This is a genomic window from Pseudomonas sp. FP2300, assembly GCF_030687595.1.
In the GTDB taxonomy this organism is placed as follows: domain Bacteria; phylum Pseudomonadota; class Gammaproteobacteria; order Pseudomonadales; family Pseudomonadaceae; genus Aquipseudomonas; species Aquipseudomonas bijieensis.
Map to the genome: position 1 here is coordinate 6,221,418 of NZ_CP117440.1, position 24,819 is coordinate 6,246,236.

At 60.8% G+C, this 24,819-nt stretch carries 18 protein-coding genes and 1 tRNA gene; 15 read left to right on the top strand and 4 right to left on the bottom strand.

What is annotated here, in order from left to right; genetic code table 11:
* Positions 1-17 precede the first annotated feature (17 nt).
* The 6 genes from dnaG (at position 18) to PSH86_RS27795 (ending at position 10,884) form a co-directional block, all read left to right on the top strand.
* Positions 18-1,976 carry a DNA primase gene (gene dnaG / locus PSH86_RS27770; protein ID WP_109754983.1) on the top strand — a complete coding sequence of 653 codons (1,959 nt, stop codon included), beginning with the start codon at positions 18-20 and terminating at the stop codon, positions 1,974-1,976.
* A 67-nt stretch (positions 1,977-2,043) separates the two neighbouring features.
* On the top strand, positions 2,044-3,891 hold the full coding sequence (gene rpoD / locus PSH86_RS27775; protein WP_116833605.1) for an RNA polymerase sigma factor RpoD: 1,848 nt from the start codon (positions 2,044-2,046) through the stop codon (positions 3,889-3,891).
* A 130-nt stretch (positions 3,892-4,021) separates the two neighbouring features.
* On the top strand, positions 4,022-7,765 hold the full coding sequence (locus PSH86_RS27780) for a bifunctional diguanylate cyclase/phosphodiesterase (RefSeq protein WP_305486310.1): 3,744 nt from the start codon (positions 4,022-4,024) through the stop codon (positions 7,763-7,765).
* Between the two features lie 15 nt (positions 7,766-7,780).
* Positions 7,781-7,857: transfer RNA gene (locus PSH86_RS27785), tRNA-Ile, on the top strand.
* A 96-nt stretch (positions 7,858-7,953) separates the two neighbouring features.
* Positions 7,954-10,386, top strand: a complete 2,433-nt coding sequence (locus tag PSH86_RS27790) for a DUF308 domain-containing protein (protein WP_305486313.1) — start codon at positions 7,954-7,956, stop codon at positions 10,384-10,386.
* 36 nt (positions 10,387-10,422) lie between these two features.
* Entirely contained in the window at positions 10,423-10,884 is a 462-nt protein-coding gene (locus PSH86_RS27795; RefSeq protein ID WP_018607342.1) for an Lrp/AsnC family transcriptional regulator, read from the top strand.
* 22 nt (positions 10,885-10,906) lie between these two features.
* Here the strand turns inward: PSH86_RS27795 and PSH86_RS27800 are convergent, their stop codons facing one another.
* A complete protein-coding gene (locus PSH86_RS27800; protein ID WP_109754986.1) occupies positions 10,907-11,221 on the bottom strand; it encodes an XRE family transcriptional regulator in 315 nt (104 codons plus the stop codon).
* Positions 11,214-11,579 carry a type II toxin-antitoxin system RelE/ParE family toxin gene (locus tag PSH86_RS27805; protein WP_109754987.1) on the bottom strand — a complete coding sequence of 122 codons (366 nt, stop codon included), beginning with the start codon at positions 11,577-11,579 and terminating at the stop codon, positions 11,214-11,216. Before PSH86_RS27805 ends, PSH86_RS27800 begins: the two co-directional genes overlap by 8 nt.
* A 358-nt stretch (positions 11,580-11,937) precedes the next feature.
* Here PSH86_RS27805 and PSH86_RS27810 point away from each other — a divergent pair, with 358 nt between their 5' ends.
* From PSH86_RS27810 to PSH86_RS27850, 9 genes are all read left to right on the top strand, one after another.
* Positions 11,938-13,620: an NAD(P)/FAD-dependent oxidoreductase gene (locus PSH86_RS27810; RefSeq protein WP_305486318.1), complete on the top strand. Its 1,683-nt coding sequence runs from the start codon at positions 11,938-11,940 to the stop codon at positions 13,618-13,620.
* 12 nt (positions 13,621-13,632) lie between these two features.
* A complete protein-coding gene (locus tag PSH86_RS27815) occupies positions 13,633-14,427 on the top strand; it encodes a carbon-nitrogen hydrolase family protein (RefSeq protein WP_109754989.1) in 795 nt (264 codons plus the stop codon).
* Positions 14,428-14,489: 62 nt separating this feature from the next.
* Positions 14,490-16,931, top strand: a complete 2,442-nt coding sequence (gene pqqF, locus PSH86_RS27820) for a pyrroloquinoline quinone biosynthesis protein PqqF (RefSeq protein ID WP_305486321.1) — start codon at positions 14,490-14,492, stop codon at positions 16,929-16,931.
* 170 nt (positions 16,932-17,101) lie between these two features.
* Positions 17,102-17,176 (top strand): pyrroloquinoline quinone precursor peptide PqqA, encoded by a 75-nt coding sequence (pqqA, locus tag PSH86_RS27825; RefSeq protein ID WP_003177660.1) that lies wholly within the window; start codon positions 17,102-17,104, stop codon positions 17,174-17,176.
* An 80-nt stretch (positions 17,177-17,256) separates the two neighbouring features.
* Positions 17,257-18,168, top strand: coding sequence for a pyrroloquinoline quinone biosynthesis protein PqqB (pqqB, locus tag PSH86_RS27830; protein ID WP_109754991.1), 912 nt, complete (start codon positions 17,257-17,259; stop codon positions 18,166-18,168).
* Between the two features lie 212 nt (positions 18,169-18,380).
* Positions 18,381-19,133: a pyrroloquinoline-quinone synthase PqqC gene (gene pqqC, locus PSH86_RS27835; RefSeq protein ID WP_116833607.1), complete on the top strand. Its 753-nt coding sequence runs from the start codon at positions 18,381-18,383 to the stop codon at positions 19,131-19,133.
* A complete protein-coding gene (pqqD, locus tag PSH86_RS27840; RefSeq protein WP_109754993.1) occupies positions 19,130-19,405 on the top strand; it encodes a pyrroloquinoline quinone biosynthesis peptide chaperone PqqD in 276 nt (91 codons plus the stop codon). Before pqqC ends, pqqD begins: the two co-directional genes overlap by 4 nt.
* On the top strand, positions 19,377-20,546 hold the full coding sequence (gene pqqE, locus PSH86_RS27845) for a pyrroloquinoline quinone biosynthesis protein PqqE (protein WP_109754994.1): 1,170 nt from the start codon (positions 19,377-19,379) through the stop codon (positions 20,544-20,546). Before pqqD ends, pqqE begins: the two co-directional genes overlap by 29 nt.
* Positions 20,512-22,341: a S9 family peptidase gene (locus PSH86_RS27850; RefSeq protein ID WP_305486327.1), complete on the top strand. Its 1,830-nt coding sequence runs from the start codon at positions 20,512-20,514 to the stop codon at positions 22,339-22,341. Before pqqE ends, PSH86_RS27850 begins: the two co-directional genes overlap by 35 nt.
* A gap of 137 nt (positions 22,342-22,478) precedes the next feature.
* Here PSH86_RS27850 and PSH86_RS27855 read toward each other — a convergent pair whose 3' ends face one another.
* A complete protein-coding gene (locus PSH86_RS27855) occupies positions 22,479-22,637 on the bottom strand; it encodes a YqaE/Pmp3 family membrane protein (RefSeq protein ID WP_038436734.1) in 159 nt (52 codons plus the stop codon).
* Between the two features lie 344 nt (positions 22,638-22,981).
* Positions 22,982-24,760 carry an acyl-CoA dehydrogenase C-terminal domain-containing protein gene (locus PSH86_RS27860; RefSeq protein ID WP_232201628.1) on the bottom strand — a complete coding sequence of 593 codons (1,779 nt, stop codon included), beginning with the start codon at positions 24,758-24,760 and terminating at the stop codon, positions 22,982-22,984.
* Positions 24,761-24,819: the final 59 nt, after the last annotated feature.

Sequence of the window (24,819 nt, forward strand, 5' to 3'; positions counted from 1 at the left end):
GTGATGATGAGAACGCCATGGCCGGGCTGATTCCCCAGAGCTTTATTGACGACCTCCTGAACCGCACCGACATCGTCGACGTGGTCAGCTCTCGCCTGCAAATGAAGAAAGCGGGCAAGAACTACACAGCCTGCTGCCCGTTCCACAAAGAGAAAACGCCTTCTTTCAGCGTCAGCCCCGACAAGCAGTTCTACTATTGCTTCGGCTGTGGCGCTGGCGGCAACGCCCTCGGCTTCATCATGGACCACGACAACCTGGACTTCCCCCAGGCGGTCGAAGAACTGGCCAAAGCCGCCGGCATGGAAGTACCCCGCGAGGAAAGCGGTCGACAGCACAAGCCACGCCAACCGACCGATTCTCCGCTTTACCCACTGCTGACCGCGGCAGCGGATTTTTATCGCCAGGCCCTAAAAAGCCACCCGGCACGCAAGGCCGCGGTGGACTATCTAAAGGGCCGCGGCCTGACCGGCGAAATCGCCCGGGACTTCGGCCTCGGCTTCGCACCGCCCGGCTGGGACAATCTGTACAAGCACCTGAGCAGCGATACGTTGCAGCAGCGCGCCATGATCGACGCCGGCCTGCTGATTGAAAATGCCGAAACCGGCAAGCGCTACGACCGCTTCCGCGACCGGGTCATGTTTCCGATCCGCGACACGCGCGGGCGGATCATTGCCTTTGGTGGCCGGGTGCTGGGCGACGACAAGCCGAAATACCTGAACTCCCCGGAAACCCCGGTGTTCCATAAGGGACAAGAACTCTACGGCTTGTATGAAGCGCGCAAGAACAACCGCAACCTCGATGAAATCATTGTCGTCGAAGGCTACATGGACGTTATTGCCCTGGCCCAACAAGGCCTGCGCAACGCTGTGGCGACCCTGGGCACAGCCACCAGCGAAGAACACATGAAACGCCTGTTTCGCGTCGTGCCCAACGTGCTGTTTTGCTTCGACGGTGACCAGGCCGGTCGCAACGCCGCCTGGCGCGCCCTGGAAGCTACCTTGCCGTGCCTGCAGGACGGCCGCCGGGCACGCTTTCTGTTCCTGCCCGAGGGCGAAGACCCGGACACTCTGGTGCGCTCCGAAGGTACCGACGCGTTCAGGGCACGAATCAACCAGCACGCCCAACCATTGGCCGATTATTTTTTCCAGCAGTTGACCGAGGAAGCCGACCCGCGCTCCCTCGAAGGCAAGGCCCACATGGCCACCCTCGCGGCACCACTGATCGACAAGGTGCCCGGTGCCAACCTGCGCACACTGATGCGCCAGCGCCTGACCGAAATCACCGGCTTGAACAGCGAAGCGGTCAATCAACTGGTGCACAGCGCGCCCCAGGAGGCGCCGCCGGCTTATGACCCGGGCATCGATTACGACGCGATGCCGGATTTCGCCGACTATCATCAACCCCAGCAGGATTACGCCCCCCAGCAGGAATGGACGCCGAAAAAACCCGGTAGCGGCGGCAAGAAATGGGACAAGAAACCCTGGGACAAGAACGGCAAGCGTGGCGATCGCGACCAACCACGTGCCCCGCGCGTGCCGGCCGCCGTCGAACCACCAACACTGGCCGCCTTGCGCACCTTGCTGCATCACCCGCAACTGGCGGAAAAAGTCGAGGACGCAGGGCACTTCGCCGCCGAGGACCACAGCAATACGCAATTGCTGGTGGCACTCCTTGAAGCCGTGCAGAAGAACCCCAAGCTAAACTCTTTCCAGTTGATCGCGCGGTGGCACGGTACCGAGCAGGGACGTCTTTTGAAGGCCCTGGCCGAGAAGGAATGGCTGATTGATGGAGACAACCTTGAACAACAGTTTTTCGACACCATTACTAGCTTGTCCGCCCGCCAACGCGAGCGAAATCTGGAACAACTTCTGCGAAAAGCTCGCCAGAGCGAGTTGACCAGCGAAGAGAAAAACCAATTGCGCGACTTACTTAGCCGCAATGTTTGCGCATCAAACCCGACCTCAACTGGCGCGTGAGGTCACAGCTCAGGTATAATCCTCGGCTTGTTTTTTGCCCGCCAAGACCTTCAGTGGATAGGGTGTTATGTCCGGAAAAGCGCAACAGCAGTCTCGTATCAAAGAGTTGATCCTATTGGGTCGTGAGCAGGGCTACCTGACTTACGCGGAGGTCAACGACCACCTGCCGGAGGATATTTCAGATCCGGAACAGGTGGAAGACATCATCCGCATGATCAACGACATGGGGATCAACGTATTCGAGGTTGCTCCAGATAAGGATGCCCTTATGCTGGCCGACGCCGATACCGACGAGGCGGCCGCTGAAGAAGCGGCCGCAGCGTTGGCAGCGGTCGAGACCGACATTGGTCGCACCACCGACCCCGTGCGCATGTATATGCGTGAAATGGGCACGGTAGAGCTCCTCACACGCGAAGGCGAAATCGAAATCGCCAAGCGTATTGAAGAAGGCATCCGTGAAGTGATGGGCGCAATCGCGCACTTCCCTGGCACGGTTGACCATATTCTCTCCGAGTACACCCGCGTCACCACCGAAGGTGGCCGCCTGTCCGACGTCTTGAGCGGTTATATCGACCCGGACGACGGCATTGCGCCGCCTGCTGCCGAAGTGCCGCCGCCAATCGACGCGAAAGCCGTCAAGGCCGACGACGACACCGATGACGAAGACGCCGAAGCGAGCGACGACGAGGAAGAAGCCGAAAGCGGTCCGGATCCGATCATCGCAGCGCAGCGTTTCGGTGCTGTGGCCGACCAGATGGAAATCACCCGCAAGGCGCTGAAAAAGCACGGCCGCAACAACAAGCAGGCAATTGCCGAGCTGTTGGCACTGGCCGAGCTGTTCATGCCGATCAAGCTGGTACCGAAGCAATTCGAAGGCCTGGTCGAACGTGTGCGCAGTGCCCTGGATCGCTTGCGCCAGCAAGAGCGCGCGATCATGCAGCTTTGCGTGCGTGATGCCCGCATGCCGCGCGCCGACTTCCTGCGTCAGTTCCCTGGTAACGAAGTCGACGAAAGCTGGACCGATGCACTGGCCAAGGGCAAGAGCAAATACGCTGAAGCCATTGCCCGCCTGCAACCGGACATCATTCGTTGCCAGCAGAAGCTGAGCGCGCTGGAAGCCGAGACCGGCCTGAGCATCGCCGAGATCAAGGACATCAACCGTCGCATGTCGATCGGCGAGGCCAAGGCCCGTCGCGCGAAGAAAGAGATGGTCGAAGCGAACTTGCGTCTGGTGATCTCCATCGCCAAGAAGTACACCAACCGCGGCCTGCAATTCCTCGACCTGATCCAGGAAGGCAACATCGGCCTGATGAAGGCGGTGGACAAGTTCGAATACCGTCGCGGCTACAAGTTCTCGACTTATGCCACCTGGTGGATCCGTCAGGCGATCACTCGCTCGATCGCCGACCAGGCCCGCACCATCCGTATCCCGGTGCACATGATCGAGACGATCAACAAGCTCAACCGTATTTCCCGGCAGATGCTGCAGGAAATGGGTCGCGAACCGACGCCGGAAGAGCTGGGCGAACGCATGGAAATGCCTGAGGACAAGATCCGCAAGGTATTGAAGATCGCCAAGGAGCCGATCTCCATGGAAACCCCGATCGGCGATGACGAAGACTCCCACCTGGGTGACTTCATCGAAGACTCCACCATGCAGTCTCCGATCGATGTCGCCACTGTCGAGAGTCTCAAGGAAGCGACTCGCGAAGTGCTTTCCGGCCTCACTGCCCGTGAAGCCAAGGTACTGCGCATGCGTTTCGGCATCGACATGAATACCGACCACACCCTCGAGGAAGTCGGTAAGCAGTTCGATGTCACCCGTGAGCGCATTCGTCAGATCGAAGCCAAGGCGTTGCGCAAACTGCGCCACCCGACGCGAAGCGAGCATCTGCGCTCCTTCCTCGACGAGTGACCTTCAAACCCCCCGGCCCTGCCGGGGGTTTTGTTATGTGCAACAGATAAAATCCCCCTCGTTACGCTCCTCACCACCCTGTGGCCCGTCTACACTCGAATCATCCTCCCCAAGCCATGACGAGACAGTGATGCCCAGACTGACGGCCGCGCTTTTGCTGTCATTGATGACCTGGACCGCAACAGCTGGCGCGTTGACGCTCACCGACGAGGAGCTCCGCTGGCTCAAGGACCACCCCGACCTGCGCCTGGGCGTCGATGCCTCATGGCCGCCGTTTGAGTTCCGCGATGACCAGGGCCGCTATCAGGGCCTGGCCGCCGACTACGTCGACATCATTCGTGAGCGGCTGGCCATCAGGCTCACCCCCATCGAGCCCGCTAGCTGGACCGCCGTGCTGGAGCAGGTCGTACAGGGCAAGATAGACCTCCTGCCGGGCATCATGTCCACGCCGGAGCGCCAGAACTACCTGGCGTTTACCCGGCCTTACCTGGACTTCCCCATTGTCATCCTGGCCCATCGCGGTGGCGCCCAGCCCCACAACCTCAAGGAGCTGTACGGGCTGAAAATCGCCGTGGTAGAGAACTATGCCCCCCATGAACTGCTGCGCAACCACCATCCCGACCTGAATCTCGTGGCGCTGCCCAACGTCAGCTCAGCCCTGCAAGCACTGGCAACCGACGAGGTGGATGCGGTGGTCGGCGACCTGGCTTCCAGTGTCTGGAGCCTGCGCCAACTCAAGCTCGAAGGTCTTTATGTCAGCGGGGAAACGCCTTATCGCTATCAGTTGGCAATGGCCGTCCCTCAAGACAACAAGATATTGGTGGGTATCCTGGACAAGGTCATGGCCGACATGAGCCCGGCCGAAGTTGCCGAGATCCAGCAGAAGTGGGTCGGCAATGTGCATGACTACCGCCAGCTCTGGTCAGATTTGCTGGTCTACGGCCTGCCTGCACTATTGCTCCTGGTCGGGATACTGGCGGTGGTGATTCGCATCAACCGCCGACTCAGCTCGGAAATCGCCCGACGGGTCGAGCTGGAACAGGAGCTGCGCAGCAGCGAATACCATTACCGTGGGCTGGTGGAGAGCCTGTCGGCCATTGCCTGGGAGGCAAGGGTCAGCGACTTCACCTACAGCTACGTGTCGCCCCATGCCGAAGACCTGCTGGGTTATCCCCTTTCCCATTGGCTGATCCCAGGCTTCTGGCGCAACATCATTCATCCGGCCGACCTGATCCGTGCCCAGACCTACTGTGATCATGAAGTGCTGGCCGGGCGCGATCACTGCATCGACTATCGCGTGATCACCGCCGATGGCCGCTGCCTGTGGGTGCGCGACATTGTCAGTCTGATCGAACACGGTCACGAACCGGTGATGCGCGGGCTGATGATCGATATCAGCGAAGCCAAGCGCACCGAGGAAGCACTGCGCCTTTCGGAGCAGAAATTTGGCTCAGTGTTCCGCCAATGCCCGGACATCCTGGTGATCGCACGGCTGATGGACGGTTGTCTGCTGGAGGTCAACAAGGCCTTCGAGGAGCAGATCGGCCTGAGTGCCGCCGAGGTGGTGGGGCGCAGCGCAACCGAATTGAATATCTGGGGCATCCAAGGCGTGGGGCCGGGCCTGTTGCAGCGCTTGCAGGCCGGCAGCATTCGCAACCTGGAAATGCCCTTTCGCCGTAGCAATGGCCAGGTGTTCACCGGACTGATCTCCGCCGAACCCTTCGACCTCGACACGACGCCAGCCCTGGTCGTGGTAGTGCGGGACATCAGCCAGCTCAAGGAAACCCAGCAGCAATTGCAGACCTCCGAAGAGAAGTTTGCCAAGGCATTCCACGCCTCGCCCGATGGCTTGCTACTGTCCCGGCAAAGCGATGGTTTGCTGATTGAAGTCAACGAAGGTTTCAGCCGCATTACCGGTTTCAACAGCGCCCTGTCGGTGGACCGCTCTACCCTGGACCTGGGCATCTGGGTCAACCTCAACGAGCGCAAGCAGATGCTCAACCTGCTGAAACGGGACGGCTTCGTGAAGGACTTCAGCTGCCATATCCGTCGCAACGACGGGCAGGTACGGCTCTGCGAAGTCTCCAGTCGCCCGCTGCCCATCGGCAACGAAGACTGCATGCTGACCATCGCCCGGGACATCACCGAACGCCATCTCATGCAGGAGAAACTGCAACAAGCCGCCACCGTGTTCGAAAGCACGGCCGAAGGCGTGCTGATCACCGATACGCAACAGCACATCAGCGCGGTGAACCGAGCCTTCACCGAAATCACCGGCTACAGCGAAACCGAAGCCTTGGGCCATACACCTCGGTTACTGGCTTCCGGCCTGCATGACAGCGCGTTCTATGCCGCGATGTGGCACCAGTTGACGGCGGAAGGTCACTGGCAGGGCGAGATTTCCAATCGGCGCAAGAACGGCGAGCTGTACCCCAGTTGGCTGACCATCAGCGCGGTGCGCAATCGGGATCAACAGATCACCCATTTCGTTGCGGTCTTCGCCGATATCTCCAGCCTCAAACATGCCCAGGCCCGGCTCGATTACCAGGCTCACCACGATCCACTGACCGGCCTGCCGAATCGCACGCTGTTCGAAAGCCGCTTGCTGACGGCCCTCAACAGCCAGCAGGAAAACGGCGGCCAGGGCGCGGTGCTGTTCTTGGACCTGGACCGCTTCAAGCACATCAACGACAGCCTCGGACACCCGGTCGGCGACCTGCTGCTCAAAGGCATTGCCGTGCGCTTGCGCGAGCAACTTCGCGACATCGACACCGTGGCGCGCCTGGGCGGCGACGAGTTCATCATCCTGCTGCCTGGCTTGCAGCAGCCCAGCGACGCCGAGCACATCGCCCAGAAACTATTGAACTGCTTTGCCGCGCCATTCCAGGCCGGCGAGCACGAGTTTTTCATCAGCGCCAGCATTGGCACCAGCCTCTACCCACAGGATGGCTGCGACGTCGCCACGCTGGTCAAGAATGCTGACGCTGCGATGTACCGCTCCAAGGCCAAGGGGCGCAACCGGGTGGAAAGCTACACCCGCGACCTCACCGCCCAGGCCAGCGAGCGCGTAGCCCTGGAACACGAGCTGCGACGGGCGATCGAGCGCAACGAACTGTCATTATCCTTCCAACCAAAAATCAGCCTCGTCGACAACCGCCTGGTGGGCGCCGAGGCGCTGATTCGCTGGACCCACCCGACATTTGGCGACGTACCGCCGGAACATTTCATCCCCCTGGCGGAAGAAAACGGCATGATCCTGCAAATTGGCGACTGGGTACTGGAGCATGCCTGCCAGCAGTTAAGTGAATGGAACAGCACCCATGACAGCCTGGGCCCTCTTTCGGTCAACCTCGCCGGCGCCCAATTGCGTCAGCCCAACCTGTTGGGACGTATCGAGCAACTGCTGCGCGAACACCATCTCAAGCCAGGCTTGTTGCAATTGGAAATTACCGAGAACTTCATCATGAGCCAGGCCGAAGAGGCCCTGACGGTGCTGCACCAGTTGAAAAAGCTCGGTGTGCAATTGGCCATCGACGACTTCGGCACGGGTTACTCATCCCTCAGCTACCTCAAGCGCCTGCCGCTGGACATCCTCAAGATCGACCAATCCTTCGTCCGCGGCCTGCCCGACGACCCCCACGACGCGGCCATCGTGCGGGCAATCATCGCCCTGGGCCGCAGCATGCAATTCACCATCATCGCCGAGGGCGTCGAAACCCTGGCCCAGCAGCAATTCCTGAGCGAAGAAGGTTGCGAACAGATCCAGGGCTACATCGTCAGCCTGCCCCTGGGCGCCGACGAGTTTGCCGCCACGTTTCTTCGTGTGACCGTATCGGATTTTTCGGATAGCACAGCCGAGAAACCGTCGCTATAATCCGCGACCTACTGAGGGCCTATAGCTCAGTTGGTTAGAGCAGAGGACTCATAATCCTTTGGTCCACGGTTCAAGTCCGTGTGGGCCCACCATCTTGAAAGCCGCGCATTGCGCGGCTTTTGCGTATCTAGCGTCCTCCCGCTAGCATCCTTCGCTCCGATACAATAAAAATCCCATCCCTCACCGAGATGCCCATCATCGCCAGCCCCAGCCTCCCGCGACTGTTTCTTGAACTGTTCTGGCAACTCGGCATCCTTCTGGTGCCGGCCTTTTTCGTCACCGTGCTGCCGCCCCCACTGGCTTTGCTGGCCGTGGTATTCCTCGGGCTGCTGATGGGCCTTGCTGCTCGCCTGGGCTTTTTGGCGATGGGCCGAGGCATTGCCCGGGTGACGGTCGGTGCCGTGTTTGGCCTGGGTTTCAGCCTCGGCCGGGCGCTGCCCGAGTGGTGGGGCATCTTGGTGGCGATCGTCGGCATCGTTGTTGGGCTCGCCTGCGTCAGTAGCTGGGAACGGCGCCTTGGGTTGGCGCCCGTTTCCAGCAAAGGGCCGAGTGCCTGGGGTGGAAACGAGCCACTGCTGACCCCTGAAGGCGAGCCAATCCGGGTCTTCAACCACGGCGAAATCGCCATGGGCGGCCCGACTTATTGCGACTATCTGTTCCCTGACGGTGTGCTTCTACAAGGCATTGGCTCCTCGGCAGTGTTCTCCAGCGACGGGCGCTACTTCGCCGCACCGGTACCGTCCCGGCAGGCATGGGGGCTGGTGGTCCTCGACCGTCAGCAACGCCAGCTGTACCGCTGCGCCGACAGCGAGCTCTGGGAGTTGGACGCTTTTGATCTCGACCTGCTGAGCGGACGACATAGCCCACTGGTGGATAACAGCGCTCGCAAAACCCGGCTCGATGAGCTGTTGCAAACCGCCAGCGTCACCCACCTGGTGCCTGTCGCCGATCTTTGGCTGGAAGCCGACTGGCATCCTGAGCCGACCTTCGAGCGGCGCTCCGCTAATGGCCAGCAGTGCCTTCAGGGCAATATTTCTTTGCCTTCGACTTTTCGCGACTTGCCCCAGCCACTGGATCCCCTGCATTCACCGCGCTATACCATCAGCATCAATGGACAACCGTCCGGCCTGTTGATGGCGGCAGACGCGCCGTTGATATGGAGCACCGATCAACGCGCGCTAGTGTGCCTGGCTCAGGAGCAAAGCGGTGACGCGGAGGGCGACCAGTATTGGTTGTGGCAGCTCGACATCGGCTGGCGCGTCCTGCCATCGCCCTGGGTGAGGAGTGTCGCGGAACCGTCCTTCTACTGGCATCAATTGCTGAGCCTCGACGCGGACCATGTACGTATCGGCGCGTACCTCGATTATCCGCGCCCAGGTTCCGGCCGTTACGGCTATCGCCTGGACAGCATCCACGGCGATACCGAAACCCAGGCCGGCCATGACGCCCAAGGCCGCGTACAGGTCGCTGAATTCAAACTGACCCGCATGGCCATTGCGTTGCCGTTGGACAGTCGAGGAGCACGCGGTGATGCGTTTATCGAGACACAGCCGATGCTAGATGGTGCCTGCGCTCAGTTGAGCTGGCTTGGCGACAATCGCGAAGGGCTTGGGGGCTATCGCTGTCAGATCGGTGACTGGCACTTGCCGGGAAGTTGGTTGTTGGACCACCGTGTCTCAGACTGCGGACGTTACCTCGCACTACTGCCCTTCGAAAACTCAACGACCGTGACCACCCATGGCGTGATTGCGGACACGAAGGATCGACGCCTGCTGGAAGGGCCGGCGATGTGGGTGGAACGCATCCTCGATTTTCGTGATGGCCGGCTGAGCCTGGCAGTGGTTGCCGGTCGACTTGACCAGGACCTGGAGGGCAGCGCGCTGCAACGTTTCAATGTCCAGGCGCCGCAGAACGGTAGCGCCAACGCCACTTCGTTCTTTCATCCCGACGAGCGATCCCGGTTGTTCTACGACACCGTGGAACTGCAGGTAGTCGATTCACAGCTTCAGAGAATGCCACCCTGGCGCCTGGTGGATCGTCCGCAAGCCGCCAACGCCGAAGGGGACTTCATCCAGCCTGCACCCGACCACCGGGACGCCGCCTGGTTGTTCGGCAGCGAGACGGAATATGCAGACAGTTGGGTACGCGCGCAGACGTCCCGGCTCGGAGGACACCTGCTGACAGCTTCAGGCTGCGCGCTGGTCGACCTGGCACCGTCGATGATCTGGTCGACGGATAGCCGTTATCTGGCCCTGACCTGCATGGCGACCGATGTGACAGAACAGTGTGGAAACTATCGAGGCTGGCAATTGCTGCTCCTGGATATCCAGGAGCACACGTTGCGGGTGCATCCGCAGTGGCTGGGCAAGCGGCCGCTGTTTGAGAGTTTCGACGACGAACAGCTGCATGTACGCTGCTTTGAGCGTGATTGGGAAGCGCCAGACGATGACGACCCAGGCTCTGTGCAGTCGTTCCCGCGGGCTCTACTGTTGCAGTTGCCCACCGAACAATTGGTTTGCCAGGACGGTTTATGGCTCAGGCCGTCACAGATGCACCTGGCCCATGCCTGGCGAACGCTGGCTTTACCTGCCATTGGCTATTTCCCACGTGAGAGCCTGTAACATGTTCGCTATCGAATGCCCGCGCCGGAGCCCACTTTGACTGACACCCGCCCTCCCGTTCTCGACGAAATCGACCGACAACTGATCGCGGCGCTGCAAATCAATGCACGGGAAAGCGTCGCCATGCTTGCCCGGCAGCTAGGCATCGCCCGCACGACCGTGACCTCACGGTTGGCGCGGCTGGAAAAAACCAAGGTGATCACTGGATACGGCGTGCGCCTGGGGCAGCGGGTGATAGACGGCGGTTTGCAGGCCTATGTCGGTATCAAGGTTCAACCGCGCTCCGGCAAGGACGTGCTGCGGCGCTTGAGCGCCATGGCCCAGGTCCAGCAGTTGTGCGCGGTCAGCGGTGAGTTCGACTATGTCGCCTGGCTGCGCACGGACTCGCCGGAGCAGCTGGACCAGTTGCTGGACCAGATCGGCAGCGTGGACGGTGTGGAGAAGACCACTACGTCGATCATCCTCAGCAGCAAGATCGATCGGGGCCAGCCCGTCTAAGCCCAGCAGGGAACAACGTCAGTTACTGTGTTTGATGGGCGAAGTTTTCGATCCTGACCTGCCCCTCCGGGAAGGTCGCGATAATCTCCAATTCCCCCCCCATGGCGCGGATGTAATTTCGTAGCGTACTGATGTACATGTCGGTACGGCGTTCCATTTTCGAGACTGCCGCCTGGTTGATATGCAGCGTCTTGGCCAAAGCATCCTGGCTCAGCTCCTGCGCCTGACGCAACTCGTGCAACGGCATTTCTGCACGCAGTTTCTGATACAGAGTCTCTGCACGAGCCCGGGAGTCAGGCGAACGACGTGCAATCAAGTCGGAAAATTTCTTAGCCATTGTCAAAGCCCTCTCTCTTCAATGCTTCCAGATGCTCGTCATAGAGACGTTCAGCCAAAGGCACACATTCCTGATACCAACGGTCCTGGCCGGTTTTGTCTCCCCCGATCAGCAGGATGGCGCAACGGCGTGGATCAAACGCATAGAGCACACGATAAGGCCTACCTGCGTGTTGTACTCGTAACTCACGAAGGTTGCCATGACGCGAGCCCTTGATATCACTGGTGTGAGGAAAACCCAGATGCGGCCCGGCATCGCCAAGCAGCATCACCGAGGCCTGCACAGAATCTTGCTCGGTCTCACTGAGACAGCTCCACCACATCTCAAATTCGTCGGTATATTCAACGTCCCATTTCATTCAAATATGCCACCCAGGATATATAACCTCAAGGGAATAATCTTAGGAGATTCGCTGGTAGCTGCTCCTGTTGATCGCACAGACAATTGTTAAGGTAAGTTTCCGCGGGAGCGAGCGTGCTCGCGATGGCGCTGGTTCAGCCACATCTTCATGACTGACAGGCCGCTAGCGCGAGCAAGCTCGCTCCCACAGAACCTGTTTCGTCATTACGACTCATCAATACGTCGAAGTGACTGCAAACCGCTCAAAACGACGACATATTGTGTCTTATTAACGTGTCCCACCCTACCTAGAATGGCTGGCATCTTTCCTATACTCAGACGCGAAGGCCGCGTCGAGTCGCCCATCAAGGTCAGCCATGAACAAGAACAATCGCCACCCAGCAGACGGTAAGAAACCCATCACCATTTTCGGCCCGGACTTTCCTTTCGCCTTTGACGACTGGATCGAGCATCCGGCTGGCCTGGGCAGTATTCCCGCCCACAACCACGGTACGGAAGTGGCGATTGTCGGTGCCGGGATCGCCGGCCTGGTGGCGGCGTACGAGCTGATGAAGCTCGGCCTCAAGCCCGTGGTCTACGAGGCGTCGAAGATGGGTGGGCGCCTGCGCTCACAGGCGTTCAACGGTGCCGAAGGGGTGATTGCCGAGCTGGGCGGCATGCGTTTTCCGGTGTCATCCACTGCGTTCTACCATTACGTCGACAAGTTGGGCCTGGAGAGCAAACCGTTTCCCAACCCGTTGACCCCGGCGTCCGGCAGCACGGTCATCGACCTGGAAGGCCAGACCTATTACGCACAGAAGCTGGCGGATCTTCCAGCCCTGTTCCAGGAAGTTGCCGATGCCTGGGCCGATGCCCTGGAAGATGGTGCGCGCTTCGGCGATATCCAGCAGGCGATCCGCGACCGCGACGTGCCGCGCCTGAAGGAACTGTGGAATACCTTGGTACCCTTGTGGGATGACCGCACGTTCTACGACTTCGTCGCCACATCCAAGGCATTCGCCAAGCTCTCGTTCCAGCACCGCGAAGTGTTCGGCCAGGTCGGTTTCGGCACGGGCGGCTGGGATTCGGACTTCCCCAATTCGATGCTGGAAATCTTCCGCGTCGTGATGACCAACTGCGACGACCACCAGCATCTGGTAGTCGGTGGCGTCGAACAGGTGCCCCACGGTATCTGGAACCACGTGCCGGAACGCTGTGCACACTGGCCAGAAGGTACCAGCCTGAATTCTCTGCACCTGGGCGCCCCACGCAGCGGTGTGAAGCGCATTGCCCGCGCCACCGATGGACGTTTCAGCGTGACCGACGTCTGGGAAAACACCCGCGAATACGCCGCCGTGCTGGTCACCTGCCAGAGCTGGCTGCTGACCACCCAGATCGAATGCGAAGAGGCGCTGTTCTCGCAAAAAATGTGGATGGCCCTGGACCGCACCCGCTACATGCAATCGTCGAAGACGTTCGTGATGGTCGACCGGCCGTTCTGGAAGGACAAGGACCCGGAAACCGGCCGCGACCTGATGAGCATGACCCTGACCGACCGCCTGACCCGTGGCACCTATCTGTTCGACAACGGGGACGACAAGCCGGGGGTGATTTGCCTGTCGTATTCCTGGATGAGCGACGCGTTGAAAATGCTGCCCCATCCGGTGGAAAAACGCGTGAAGCTGGCCCTCGATGCCCTGAAGAAGATCTACCCCAAGGTGGACATCGCCGCGCGCATCATCGGCGACCCGATCACCGTGTCCTGGGAAGCCGACCCGCATTTCCTCGGCGCCTTCAAGGGCGCCCTGCCTGGCCACTATCGCTACAACCAGCGCATGTATGCGCATTTCATGCAGGACGACATGCCGGCCGAACAACGCGGGATCTTTATCGCCGGTGATGACGTCTCATGGACACCGGCCTGGGTCGAAGGCGCGGTACAGACCTCGCTCAATGCCGTGTGGGGGATCATGAAACACTTCGGCGGTGAAACTCACGCCGAGAACCCGGGTCCAGGCGATGTATTCCATGAGATCGGTCCGATCGCCCTGCCCGAATAAAAGGAGTTGTTGATGCGTGTAGCCCTCTATCAATGCCCACCGCTGCCACTGGATCCGGCCGGCAACCTGCAACGCCTGCATCAGGTGGCGCTGGAAGCCAGGGGCGCCGATATACTGGTGCTGCCGGAGATGTTCATGACCGGCTACAACATCGGCGTCGACGCGGTGAATGTATTGGCCGAGGTCTACAACGGCGAGTGGGCGCAACAGATCGCCCGCATTGCCAAGGCCGCCAGCCTGGCGATTGTCTATGGCTACCCTGAACGCGGCGAAGACGGCCAGATCTACAACGCGGTGCAACTGATCGACGCCCAAGGCGAACGACTGGCCAACTACCGCAAGAGCCACCTGTTCGGTGACCTCGATCACGCCATGTTCAGCGCCGGCGACTCGGCGCTGCCTATCGTCGAGCTCAACGGCTGGAAGCTCGGCCTGCTGATCTGCTATGACCTGGAGTTCCCGGAAAATGCCCGACGCCTGGCCCTGGCCGGTGCCGAGCTGATCCTGGTGCCAACCGCCAATATGCAGCCCTACGAATTCATCGCCGACGTCACCGTGCGTGCCCGAGCCATCGAGAACCAGTGCTTCGTGGCGTACGCCAACTACTGCGGCCACGAAGGTGAATTGCAGTATTGCGGCCAAAGCAGCGTCGCCGCACCGAATGGCAGCCGCCCGGCGCTTGCCGGGCTGGATGAGGCCTTGATCGTCGCTGAACTGGACCGCCAACTGATGGAAGACTCCCGCGCCGCCTACAACTACCTGCACGATCGCCGCCCTGAGCTTTACGGCGAGCTGCACAAACATTGATAGAGGATTGAGAAAGGCCCCTGATCCGCTAGCATGAGCGCATCTTTGTCCTGGAAGCGCTCATGCCGGCCCCCGACTCCCTCCGCCCCCACACTGAAACCCTGGCCAATGGCTTGCGGGTGACGTTGCGTCATGACCCCGCCCTCAAGCGCAGCGCTGCGGTACTGCGAGTCGCAGCTGGCAGCCATGATGCGCCCCTGGCCTGGCCGGGATTGGCGCATTTGCTCGAGCATCTGTTCTTCCTCGGCACCGAGCGGTTTCCCGTCGGAGAGAACCTGATGGCCTACGTGCATCGCCACGGCGGTCAGCTCAATGCGCGCACCAGCGAACGCACCACGGATTTTTTCTTCGAATTGCCACCCGCAACCTTCGCCGACGGACTGGAACGACTGGGGGACATGCTCGCCCAGCCAAGCCTGGACGAAGCCGATCAGTTGCGCGAACGAGAAGTGCTGCACGCAGAGTTCATTGCCTGGTCCCAGGATACGGCAGCCCAGCGACAGCTCGCCCTGCATGACGGCGTGTCGGCGACCCATCCGCTGCGGGGGTTCCATGCCGGCAATCGCGACAGTCTCGCGGTGGCGCAAGCCGAATTCCAAACGGCATTGCACGATTTCTACCGCAGCTTTTACCGCAGTGGCCAGATGACCCTGAGCCTGGCCGGCCCGCAAAGCATCGACACCTTGAAAGCCTTGGCGGAACAGTTCGACAGCCACATACCTGCCGGCGGAGCGGTTGCCAGGCCAGCACCGCCAAAGCTTATGGCGTCGTCCCAGAGGAGTTATCAACTGGCCCGCGAAGGTTGTCTTGACCTGCTGTTCGCCTGCGAAGATTTGCCCGTCGCCTCGCCTCAAGCCTTGGATTTTCTCTGTACGTCACTGAACTCCAGCAAACCGGGAGGCCTGCTCGACACATTGCGTCAGCGCAACCTGGCTGACAGCCTCAAGGCCACCGCGTTGTATGAATTTGCCGGGCAAGCGCTGCTGCACATTGAAATCAGGCACGACAACGCTCAAGCAGCGGCGCAAATCCAGCCGTTGTTGCACGACTGGCTGGGGTTCTTTGCCGCCCAGGACGACTGGGCGCCGTTGCGCCAGGAGTTCACCGCACTGCTGCTGCGTCGCCAGGAAACAGGATCAGCCCTGCAGTTGGCCCGCTGGGACTGTGAAGGGCGTGACGGACCGCTGCTGGCAAACGACCTCGTGAGGCTCAGGGAAATCCTCAAGCAACTGCACCCCGCCGATCAGGTCACGCAGCAATGGCAACTGCCCGCGCCCAACCCGTTCCTGCACACCCCAAGCCAAGCACCTCGCGCCGGGCTGATACGCGGCCAGACCAGCGCCCATCGCGGCTTGCGAACTTTTGCCCAGGACCGCTCCCGAGGCCGACGGGAACGCTCGCCCATGCAGTTCAGCCAGGCGCTGCCGGATAACGGTCGTGAAGGCGCGGTGTACCTGCGCTGGCAACTGACGACCCAGGCATCGCTCGACTTTCAAGCCAGGCTCGACCGACACCTGCAGGACGTGCGTGAGGATGCTGGCCAGGCCGGTGTGGACGTCAGCTTCGAGTCCTGCGCCAATCAATGGCTACTGAAACTGGTCGGCTTGCAGACTCCGATACCGTTGGTGCTTGAACACGTTCTGACGAAGCTCGCGCAACCGCTACCAATGGCCCTGGCCGCTCATGAGCCCCCGCCGATACCGATTCGACATTTGTTGAAGGCATTACCGAATCACTGCCGGCGCAACCGGCAATCGCCAGCGCTGCCATTGCCCGACAGCGATCAAAGTGTGTGGACAACGGCCCGATGGGATGGGCTGTCTATCGGTCTGTCGGCGGCCACCCAAGGGGCATTGGGCCCCGCATTGGTCAGGGTGCCGGGCATCGCGGGCGAGGAAATCAGCCTGGCGACGGAATCTCGCGGGCAACGCATCTGGAATACGCTCAAGACTCACGGGGAAGAACCGGCCGTGCTGCTGTTTTGCCCGACGCCCACCCCGGCGCTGGCCGACGAAGCCGCCTGGCGGTGGCTGGCACAGCTGTGTCAGACGCCGTTCTACCAGCGCCTGCGAGTCGAGTTGCAGTTGGGCTATGCAGTGTTCAGCGGGCTGAAGCAGATCGACGGGCAAACCGGGATGTTATTCGGCGTCCAATCACCCAACCTCTCGGCGACGCAACTGAGTGCCCACATCGAGCAATTCCTGGCCGGGTTACCGGCGCTGATCCAGCAGCTCGACGATTCATCCCTGGCCCGCCAGCGGCAAGCGCTTGCCGCCCAACTCCAGAGTACCGCCCTGCCCTTCGCCCAGGCCGCCGAACTGCTCTGGCAAGGCAAGCTGACAGGCCGCCCGTCGGATTATCTCGAGCAACTGTCCGATGCCATCGTGAGCCTGGATCGCGCCCAGCTAAAGGCCGCCGCCCAGTGTCTGATCGATGCGCAAGGAGGATGGTGCTGCCTGAGCAACGGAGCCTGCCCGGGGGAAGGTTGGCAATCGGCGCAGTGATCATTGCAGCCGCTGTAATGAGCTTTCTTTGAGAATCGCGGCGAACGAATATGTCAGATTTAGTAACATAGGCGCCTAAGCATCTGAACATCTCCGAACGGAGGTGGACTATATGTATAGGTCTCACCCGTTCCATCTAACGAAAGCAGCCCAACCAAAGGAGTATTTCCATGTCCTGGTCCAAACCCGCATATATCGACCTGCGTATCGGTTTCGAAGTCACCATGTACTTCGCCAGCCGTTGAATGCTGCAGGCGCTTAAGCACGCAGCACTACGCCTCGGTCAGCCGAGGCGTTTTTATTTCGGTTTGCAGATGGAGCAGCCATGTTCGTCCAGATTCTAGGTTCTGCCGCCGGTGGCGGTTTCCCCCAGTGGAACTGCAACTGCGCCAATTGCGCAGGTTTTCGCAACGGCAGCCTACGGGCCCAGGCGCGCACCCAATCGTCCATAGCCCTTTCCGATGACGGCGTGAACTGGGTGCTGTGCAACGCCTCTCCGGACATTCGCGCCCAGCTCCAGGGCTTCGCCCCGATGCAGCCAGGCCGGGCGCTGCGCGACACCGGCATTGGCGCCATCATTCTGATGGACAGTCAGATCGACCACACCACCGGCCTGCTCAGCCTGCGTGAGGGCTGCCCACATCAAGTCTGGTGCACCGACATGGTCCATGAGGACCTGAGCACCGGCTTTCCGCTGTTCAACATGCTGACCCACTGGAACGGTGGGTTGAGCTGGAATCGCATCGAGCTCGACCAGAGCTTCACCATCCCGGCCTGTCCGAACCTGCGTTTCACGCCGTTACCATTACGCAGCGCCGCCCCACCCTATTCACCGCACCGCTTCGATCCGCACCCGGGCGACAACATCGGCCTGATCGTCGAAGACCTGCGCACCGGCGGCAAGCTGTTCTATGCCCCGGGCCTGGGCAAGGTCGACGGACAGTTGCTGGAGATTATGGCCGGCAGCGATTGCCTGTTGGTGGACGGCACGATGTGGGACGACGATGAAATGCAGCGCCGTGGCGTCGGCACGCGCACCGGTCGGGAAATGGGCCACCTGGCACAAAACGGTCCCGGCGGGATGATCGAAGTGCTGGAGCAGTTGCCCTTGCCGCGCAAGATCCTTATTCATATCAACAACACCAACCCGATCCTGGACGAAGACTCGCCCGAGCGGGCTGAACTGGTACGTCGAAAGATTGAAGTGGCTTACGACGGAATGAGTATTGAGTTGTAGGAAAGGCGGAACCAATGTGGGGGTGAGCTTGCAGTGTGCCAGTCAAGATTGACGCTGGCTGACAGAACGCTATCGCGAGCAGGCTCGCTCCCACAGTAGTCCGAGTCGTACTGGATATCTGACTCACAGCAAAACCAGTGTGGGAGCGAGCTTGCTCGCGATGGGGCCAACCCTGACGCCACAGAACCCACGGGCATTTCCCGGAGACCGAAATGACTGACACCCCCCTGTCCCCCACCGAGTTCGAAGCGGCCCTGCGCGCCAAGGGCGCGTATTACCACATCCATCACCCGTATCACGTGGCGATGTATGAAGGCCGCGCCACTCGCGAGCAGATCCAGGGTTGGGTCGCCAACCGGTTTTACTATCAGGTGAACATCCCACTCAAGGATGCCGCGATCCTGGCCAACTGCCCGGATCGGGAGATCCGTCGCGAGTGGATCCAGCGCCTGCTCGACCATGACGGCGCGCCCGGCGAGGACGGTGGTATCGAAGCCTGGCTGCGGCTGGGCCAGGCGGTGGGCCTGGATCCCGATCAACTGCGTTCCCAGGAACTGGTGCTCCCGGGTGTGCGTTTCGCGGTGGATGCTTATGTCAACTTCGCCCGCCGGGCCTGTTGGCAGGAAGCCGCCAGCAGCTCGCTGACCGAACTGTTCGCCCCGCAGATCCACCAGTCGCGCCTCGACACTTGGCCGCAGCACTACCCGTGGATCGACCCGACCGGCTACCAATACTTTCGCACCCGTCTGAGCCAGGCCCGGCGCGATGTGGAACATGGCCTGGCGATTACCTTGCAGCACTACACCACCCGCGCCGGGCAGGAGCGCATGCTGGAGATTCTCCAGTTCAAACTGGACATCCTTTGGAGCATGCTCGACGCCATGAGCATGGCCTACGAATTGAACCGTCCGCCCTACCACAGCGTGACCGCGCAACGGGTGTGGCACAAAGGGATCGCCTTATGAGTTTCGACCGCAGTAAAACCCCGCGCTGGCGCCCCGGCTATCGCTTCCAGTACGAACCGGCACAGAAGGGCCACGTGCTGCTCTATCCTGAAGGCATGATCAAGCTGAACGACAGCGCGTCGCTGATCGGCGGTCTGATCGACGGCGAACGGGATGTCGCGGCCATCATCGACGAGTTGGCCAAGCAGTTCCCGGACGTGCCGGAACTCGGTGACGACATCGAGCAATTCATGGAGGTCGCCCGTGCACAGCACTGGATCGAACTTGCCTGAGACCACCGGGCTGCCACCCAAGCCTGAAGTCGGCCTGCCGCTGTGGCTGCTGGCGGAGCTGACCTATCGCTGCCCGTTGCAATGCCCGTACTGTTCCAACCCGCTGGACTTCGCCGAACAGGGCAAGGAGCTGAGCACCGAGCAGTGGTTCAAGGTCTTTCGCGAGGCCCGAGAGATGGGCGCCGCGCAGCTGGGTTTTTCCGGTGGCGAGCCGTTGGTGCGCCAGGACCTGGCCGAGTTGATCGGTGAGGCGCGCAGGCTGGGTTTCTATACCAACCTGATCACCTCCGGCATCGGTTTGACCGAACAGAAAATCAGCGACTTCAAAAAGGCCGGCCTGGACCATATCCAGATCAGCTTCCAGGCCAGCGACGAGCAGGTGAACAACCTCTTGGCCGGTTCGAAGAAAGCCTTCGCGCAAAAACTGGAAATGGCCCGGGCGGTGAAGGCTCACGGCTATCCGATGGTGCTGAACTTCGTGACCCATCGGCACAACATCGACAAGATCGACCGCATCATCGAGCTGTGCATCGCCCTGGAAGCCGACTTCGTCGAGCTCGCCACCTGCCAGTTCTACGGCTGGGCACAGCTCAACCGCGTCGGCCTGCTGCCCACGCGGGAGCAATTGGTGCGGGCCGAGCGCGTCACCAACGAATACCGCGCCAAGCTGGAAGCTGAAGGTAATCCGTGCAAGCTGATCTTCGTCACGCCGGACTACTATGAAGAACGCCCCAAGGGCTGCATGAACGGCTGGGGCAGCATTTTCCTCACCGTCACGCCGGACGGCACGGCATTGCCCTGTCACGGCGCCCGACAGCTGCCGGTGCAGTTTCCCAACGTGCGCGACCACAGCATGCAGCACATCTGGTACGACTCGTTCGGCTTCAACCGTTTCCGCGGTTATGACTGGATGCCCGAACCGTGTCGCTCTTGCGACGAAAAAGAAAAGGACTTCGGCGGCTGTCGCTGCCAGGCGTTCATGCTGACGGGGGACGCGAGCAACGCCGACCCGGTGTGCAGCAAGTCCGAACACCACGGAGTGATCCTTAAGGCGCGCGAAGACGCCGAGCACGCTACGCAAACCATTGAGCAACTGGCCTTCCGCAATGAACGAAACTCGCGCCTCATCGCCAAAGGCTGACCCTTTCAGCGCCGCCCAGGCCGTGGCCGCCGGCACCGACTTCGCCGAACTGCAGGTCGGGCCCCTCGGCTTGTTCTGGAATGAATACCGTCCCGAAGACGGCGCCTGCCGGATCTGGCATTGGCAAGATGCCAAGGTCCGCCGCCTGACACCGGACGGGTTCAGCGTACGCAGCCGGGTCTATGAATACGGCGGTGGATCGTTCTGCCTGAGCCATGACGGTTTGTTGTTCGTCAATGAAGCTGACCAGCAGCTGTACCACCAATCCCTGAATGACGAGCAGCCTGTGGCGCTGACCTCAGGTGAGTGCCGCTATGGGGATCTTGGCTTCGCCGACGGCCAGGTATTGGCGGTGGAAGAACAGGCCAACCAGCATCGCCTGGTGTCGATCGGGTTGGCGGATCATCAGCGACATCTGCTGGCAGAAGGCGCGGATTTTTATGCATCGCCGACCGTGAGCCCGGACGGCCGGCGGCTCGCCTGGGTTGAATGGAGCCGCCCGCACCAACCCTGGACAGCAACGCGGTTGATGCTGGCCGAGCGCACTGCCCAGGGTTGGGGTGAGCCGCGCTGTGTGGCGGGCAACGATGACGAGGAGTCCATCCAGCAGCCGCGCTTCGACGCGTCCAGTCGCCTTTACTGCCTGACTGATCGCGGTGGTTACTGGCAACCCTGGATGGAGTCGCCCCAAGGCCTGCAAGCACTGCCCTCCGCCCAAGCCGATCACGCCCCGGCGCCATGGCAACTGGGTGGCTGTACCTGGCTGCCGCTGGACGAACACACCTACCTGGCGAGTTGGACCGACGCGGGTTTCGGACGTCTGGGCCTGTGCCACAGCGACGATGCCGATGAGGACTTCACCGGCACCTACACCCGCTTTCGCAGCCTGGCGCTGGATGAAAGGTTCATCTACGCCGTTGCCGCCTCACCGACCAGCCCATCGGCGATCATAAGCATTGAGCGCCATAACCACGCAGTGGCAGTGCTGGCCGGCGGCGTCGCGCCGTTGCCCATCGAACAGATCAGCCCCCCTCGAACCCTGCGCTATCCATCCGCGTCGGGTGACGCCCACGGGTTCTTTTACCCGGCCATGAATGCACCCGCGAAGCCGCCATTGGTCGTGTTCATCCACGGCGGCCCCACTTCGGCCTGTTATCCGTTGTTCGATCCGCGTATCCAGTATTGGACCCAACGTGGCTTTGCCGTCGCCGACCTCAACTACCGTGGCAGCAGCGGTTATGGCCGAGCATATCGACAGGCGTTGCATTTGAATTGGGGCGTGGTCGATGTCGAGGACGCTTGTGCAGTGGTCGCGTATCTCGACGAACAGGGCCTGATCGACGGTCGTCGCGCATTCATTCGGGGCGGCAGTGCCGGTGGCTACACGACCCTTTGCGCCTTGGCGTTCCACGATGTGTTCCGCGCCGGCGCAAGCCTCTATGGTGTCAGCGACCCTGTCGCCCTGGGGCGTGCCACGCACAAGTTCGAAGGGGATTACCTGGATTGGCTGATCGGCGACCCACAACAGGACGCCGAACGCTACCGCGCGCGTACGCCGCTGCTGCATGCCGATCGAATCCGCGTACCAGTGATCTTTTTCCAGGGCGAGCTGGATGCCGTAGTCGTGCCGCAGCAGACCCGCGATATGGTCAGTGCGTTACAGGCGAACGGCGTTACGGTCGAGGCGCATTACTATCCCGATGAGCGTCACGGCTTTCGCAAGGCTGCGAACCAGGCGCATGCGCTGGAGCATGAATGGTTGTTCTATCGCAGGGTGATGGATAGCCCCACATAGGGGAAATGCAAAATCAATGTGGGAGCGAGCCTGCTCGCGATAGCAATGGTTCAGTCAACATCTCCGAGACTGATAAACCGATATCGCGAGCAGGCTCGCTCCCACAGGTTTCCAACCAGCCTATTAATCATGCCGGTTCAGCGCTTGGCGATGATGTACACCGCATGCACGATGCCGGGGATGTAACCCAACAGGGTCAGCAAGATATTCAGCCAGAAGGCCCCGCCAAAACCGACCTGCAGGAAAACCCCCAGTGGCGGCAGCAGGATGGCGATAATGATTCGAATGATATCCATGGATAACTCCTGATTGGCGATGGCTACGTTGCCACATAGCTCATTGACCCACGACCGCTCGTCAGGGTTCAGTGAAAAACAACCAGGATGGGTGGCCGAACGGCCAAATCCGATAACGACAAAAAACGCAGGCAAAAGAAAACCCCGCCGAAGCGGGGCTTTGCAGACTGTTTCCCTGACATCCCTTTCACTCCGCCTTCCTGGCAGAATCCTACGTGTCCGTGTTGTTGCTCTGCGCATCCTGCGCGACGTCCATGTGAAGTAGATTAGCCCTGGATCCAATCTACTGATAGAGGGAAAATGCCAGCACATTGTGTAAGCGTTTGCTTACACAATGTCAGCTTTTAGAACTGCCCGGGCTCCAACAGGAACAGCGACTCGCTGCCCGCTTTCACCGAAGCACTCAGCGAGTGGATACGTGGCAGCAGACGGGCGAAGTAGAACCGTGCCGTGCCCAGTTTGCTCGCGTAGAAATCATCCTGGCTTTCTTTGCCCAAGGCAGCCTTGGCCATCAGTGCCCACATGTAGGCATAGGCGGTGTAGCCAAATGCCTGGAGATACTCCACCGACGCCGCGCCGATTTCGTTCGGGTTGCTCTTCGCCCGATCCAGCAGCCATTCAGTCAGTTCATCCAACGTACCGACCGCATCGTTCAGCGGCGTGGTGAACTCCGCCAGATCGCTGCTAGCGGTGGCGGTGAAGTGGCGGATTTCATCGGCAAACAACTTGTAGAACGCACCGCCGCTGCCGACGATCTTGCGCCCTACCAGGTCCAGCGCCTGGATACCGTTGGTGCCTTCGTAGATCTGGGTGATACGCACATCGCGCACCAGTTGTTCTTGCCCCCATTCACGGATATAGCCGTGGCCGCCGAAAATCTGTTGGCCGTGGACCGTGGTTTCCAAGCCCAGGTCGGTCAGGAAAGCCTTCGCCACCGGTGTTAGCAACGCCACCAAGTCCTCGGCGCGCTTACGGGTGGCAGGGTCCTCACTGAACTTGGCGGTATCCAATTGCATCGCCACGTAAGTGGAGAATGCCCGGCCACCTTCGTTCGAGGCTTTCATGGTCAGCAACATCCGGCGCACATCGGGATGGACGATGATCGGGTCGGCGACCTTGTCCTTGTTTTGCGCACCGGTTGGCGAGCGGCTTTGCAGGCGATCACGGGCGTATTCGACGGCGTTCTGGTAGGAACGCTCACCGGAGGCCAAGCCTTGGATACCCACGCCCAGGCGCTCGTAGTTCATCATGGTGAACATCGCCGCCAGGCCTTTGTTCGGTTCGCCTACCAGGTAACCCACGGCTTCGTCGAAGTTCATCACGCAAGTGGCGGATGCCTGGATACCCATCTTGTGTTCGATCGAGCCGCAGTTGGCCGGGTTGCGCGCGCCCAGGCTGCCGTCGGCATTGACCATGAACTTGGGCACCAGGAACAAGGAAATGCCTTTCGGGCCTGCCGGCGCGTCCGGCAGTTTCGCCAACACCAGGTGGATGATGTTCTCGGTGAGGTCGTGTTCGCCGCCAGTGATGAAAATCTTCGTGCCGCTGACCTTGTAGGAACCGTCGGCCTGGGGTTCGGCCTTGGTGCGGATGATTCCCAGGTCTGTACCGGCATGAGGCTCGGTCAGGCACATGGAACCGGCCCAGACGCCGGCGTACATGTTCGGCAGGTACGCCGCCTTCAGCTCTTCGCTGGCATGGGCATTGATCGATAGGCAAGCGCCAGCGGTCAGCATCGGATACAAGCCGAAGGACAGGCTGGCGGAGTTGACCATTTCCTCGACCTGGGCCGAAACGGCCTTGGGCATGCCCATGCCGCCGTACGTCGGATCACCGCCGACACCGACCCAGCCGCCTTCGGCGTAAGTCTTGTAGGCCTGTGGGAAACCTGCCGGCGTGGTGACGGCACCGTCAGCCCAGTGGCAGCCTTCTTCGTCAGCGGCGCGGCTGAGGGGGGCGATGCTTTTGCTGGTGACTTTGCCGGCTTCTTCAAGGATCGCTTCGACCGTTTCAGCGTCCACGGTGTCGGCCAGCGCCGGCAGTTGGGCCCAGAGTTTCGCGACCTCGAACACTTCATTGAGGACGAAGCGCATATCGCGCAGGGGCGCTTTGTAGTCAGCCATGGCAAACCTCGCAGGATCTAAACAGTTGGTTCGTATGAAAACGGTTTTTGCAGTGGCTG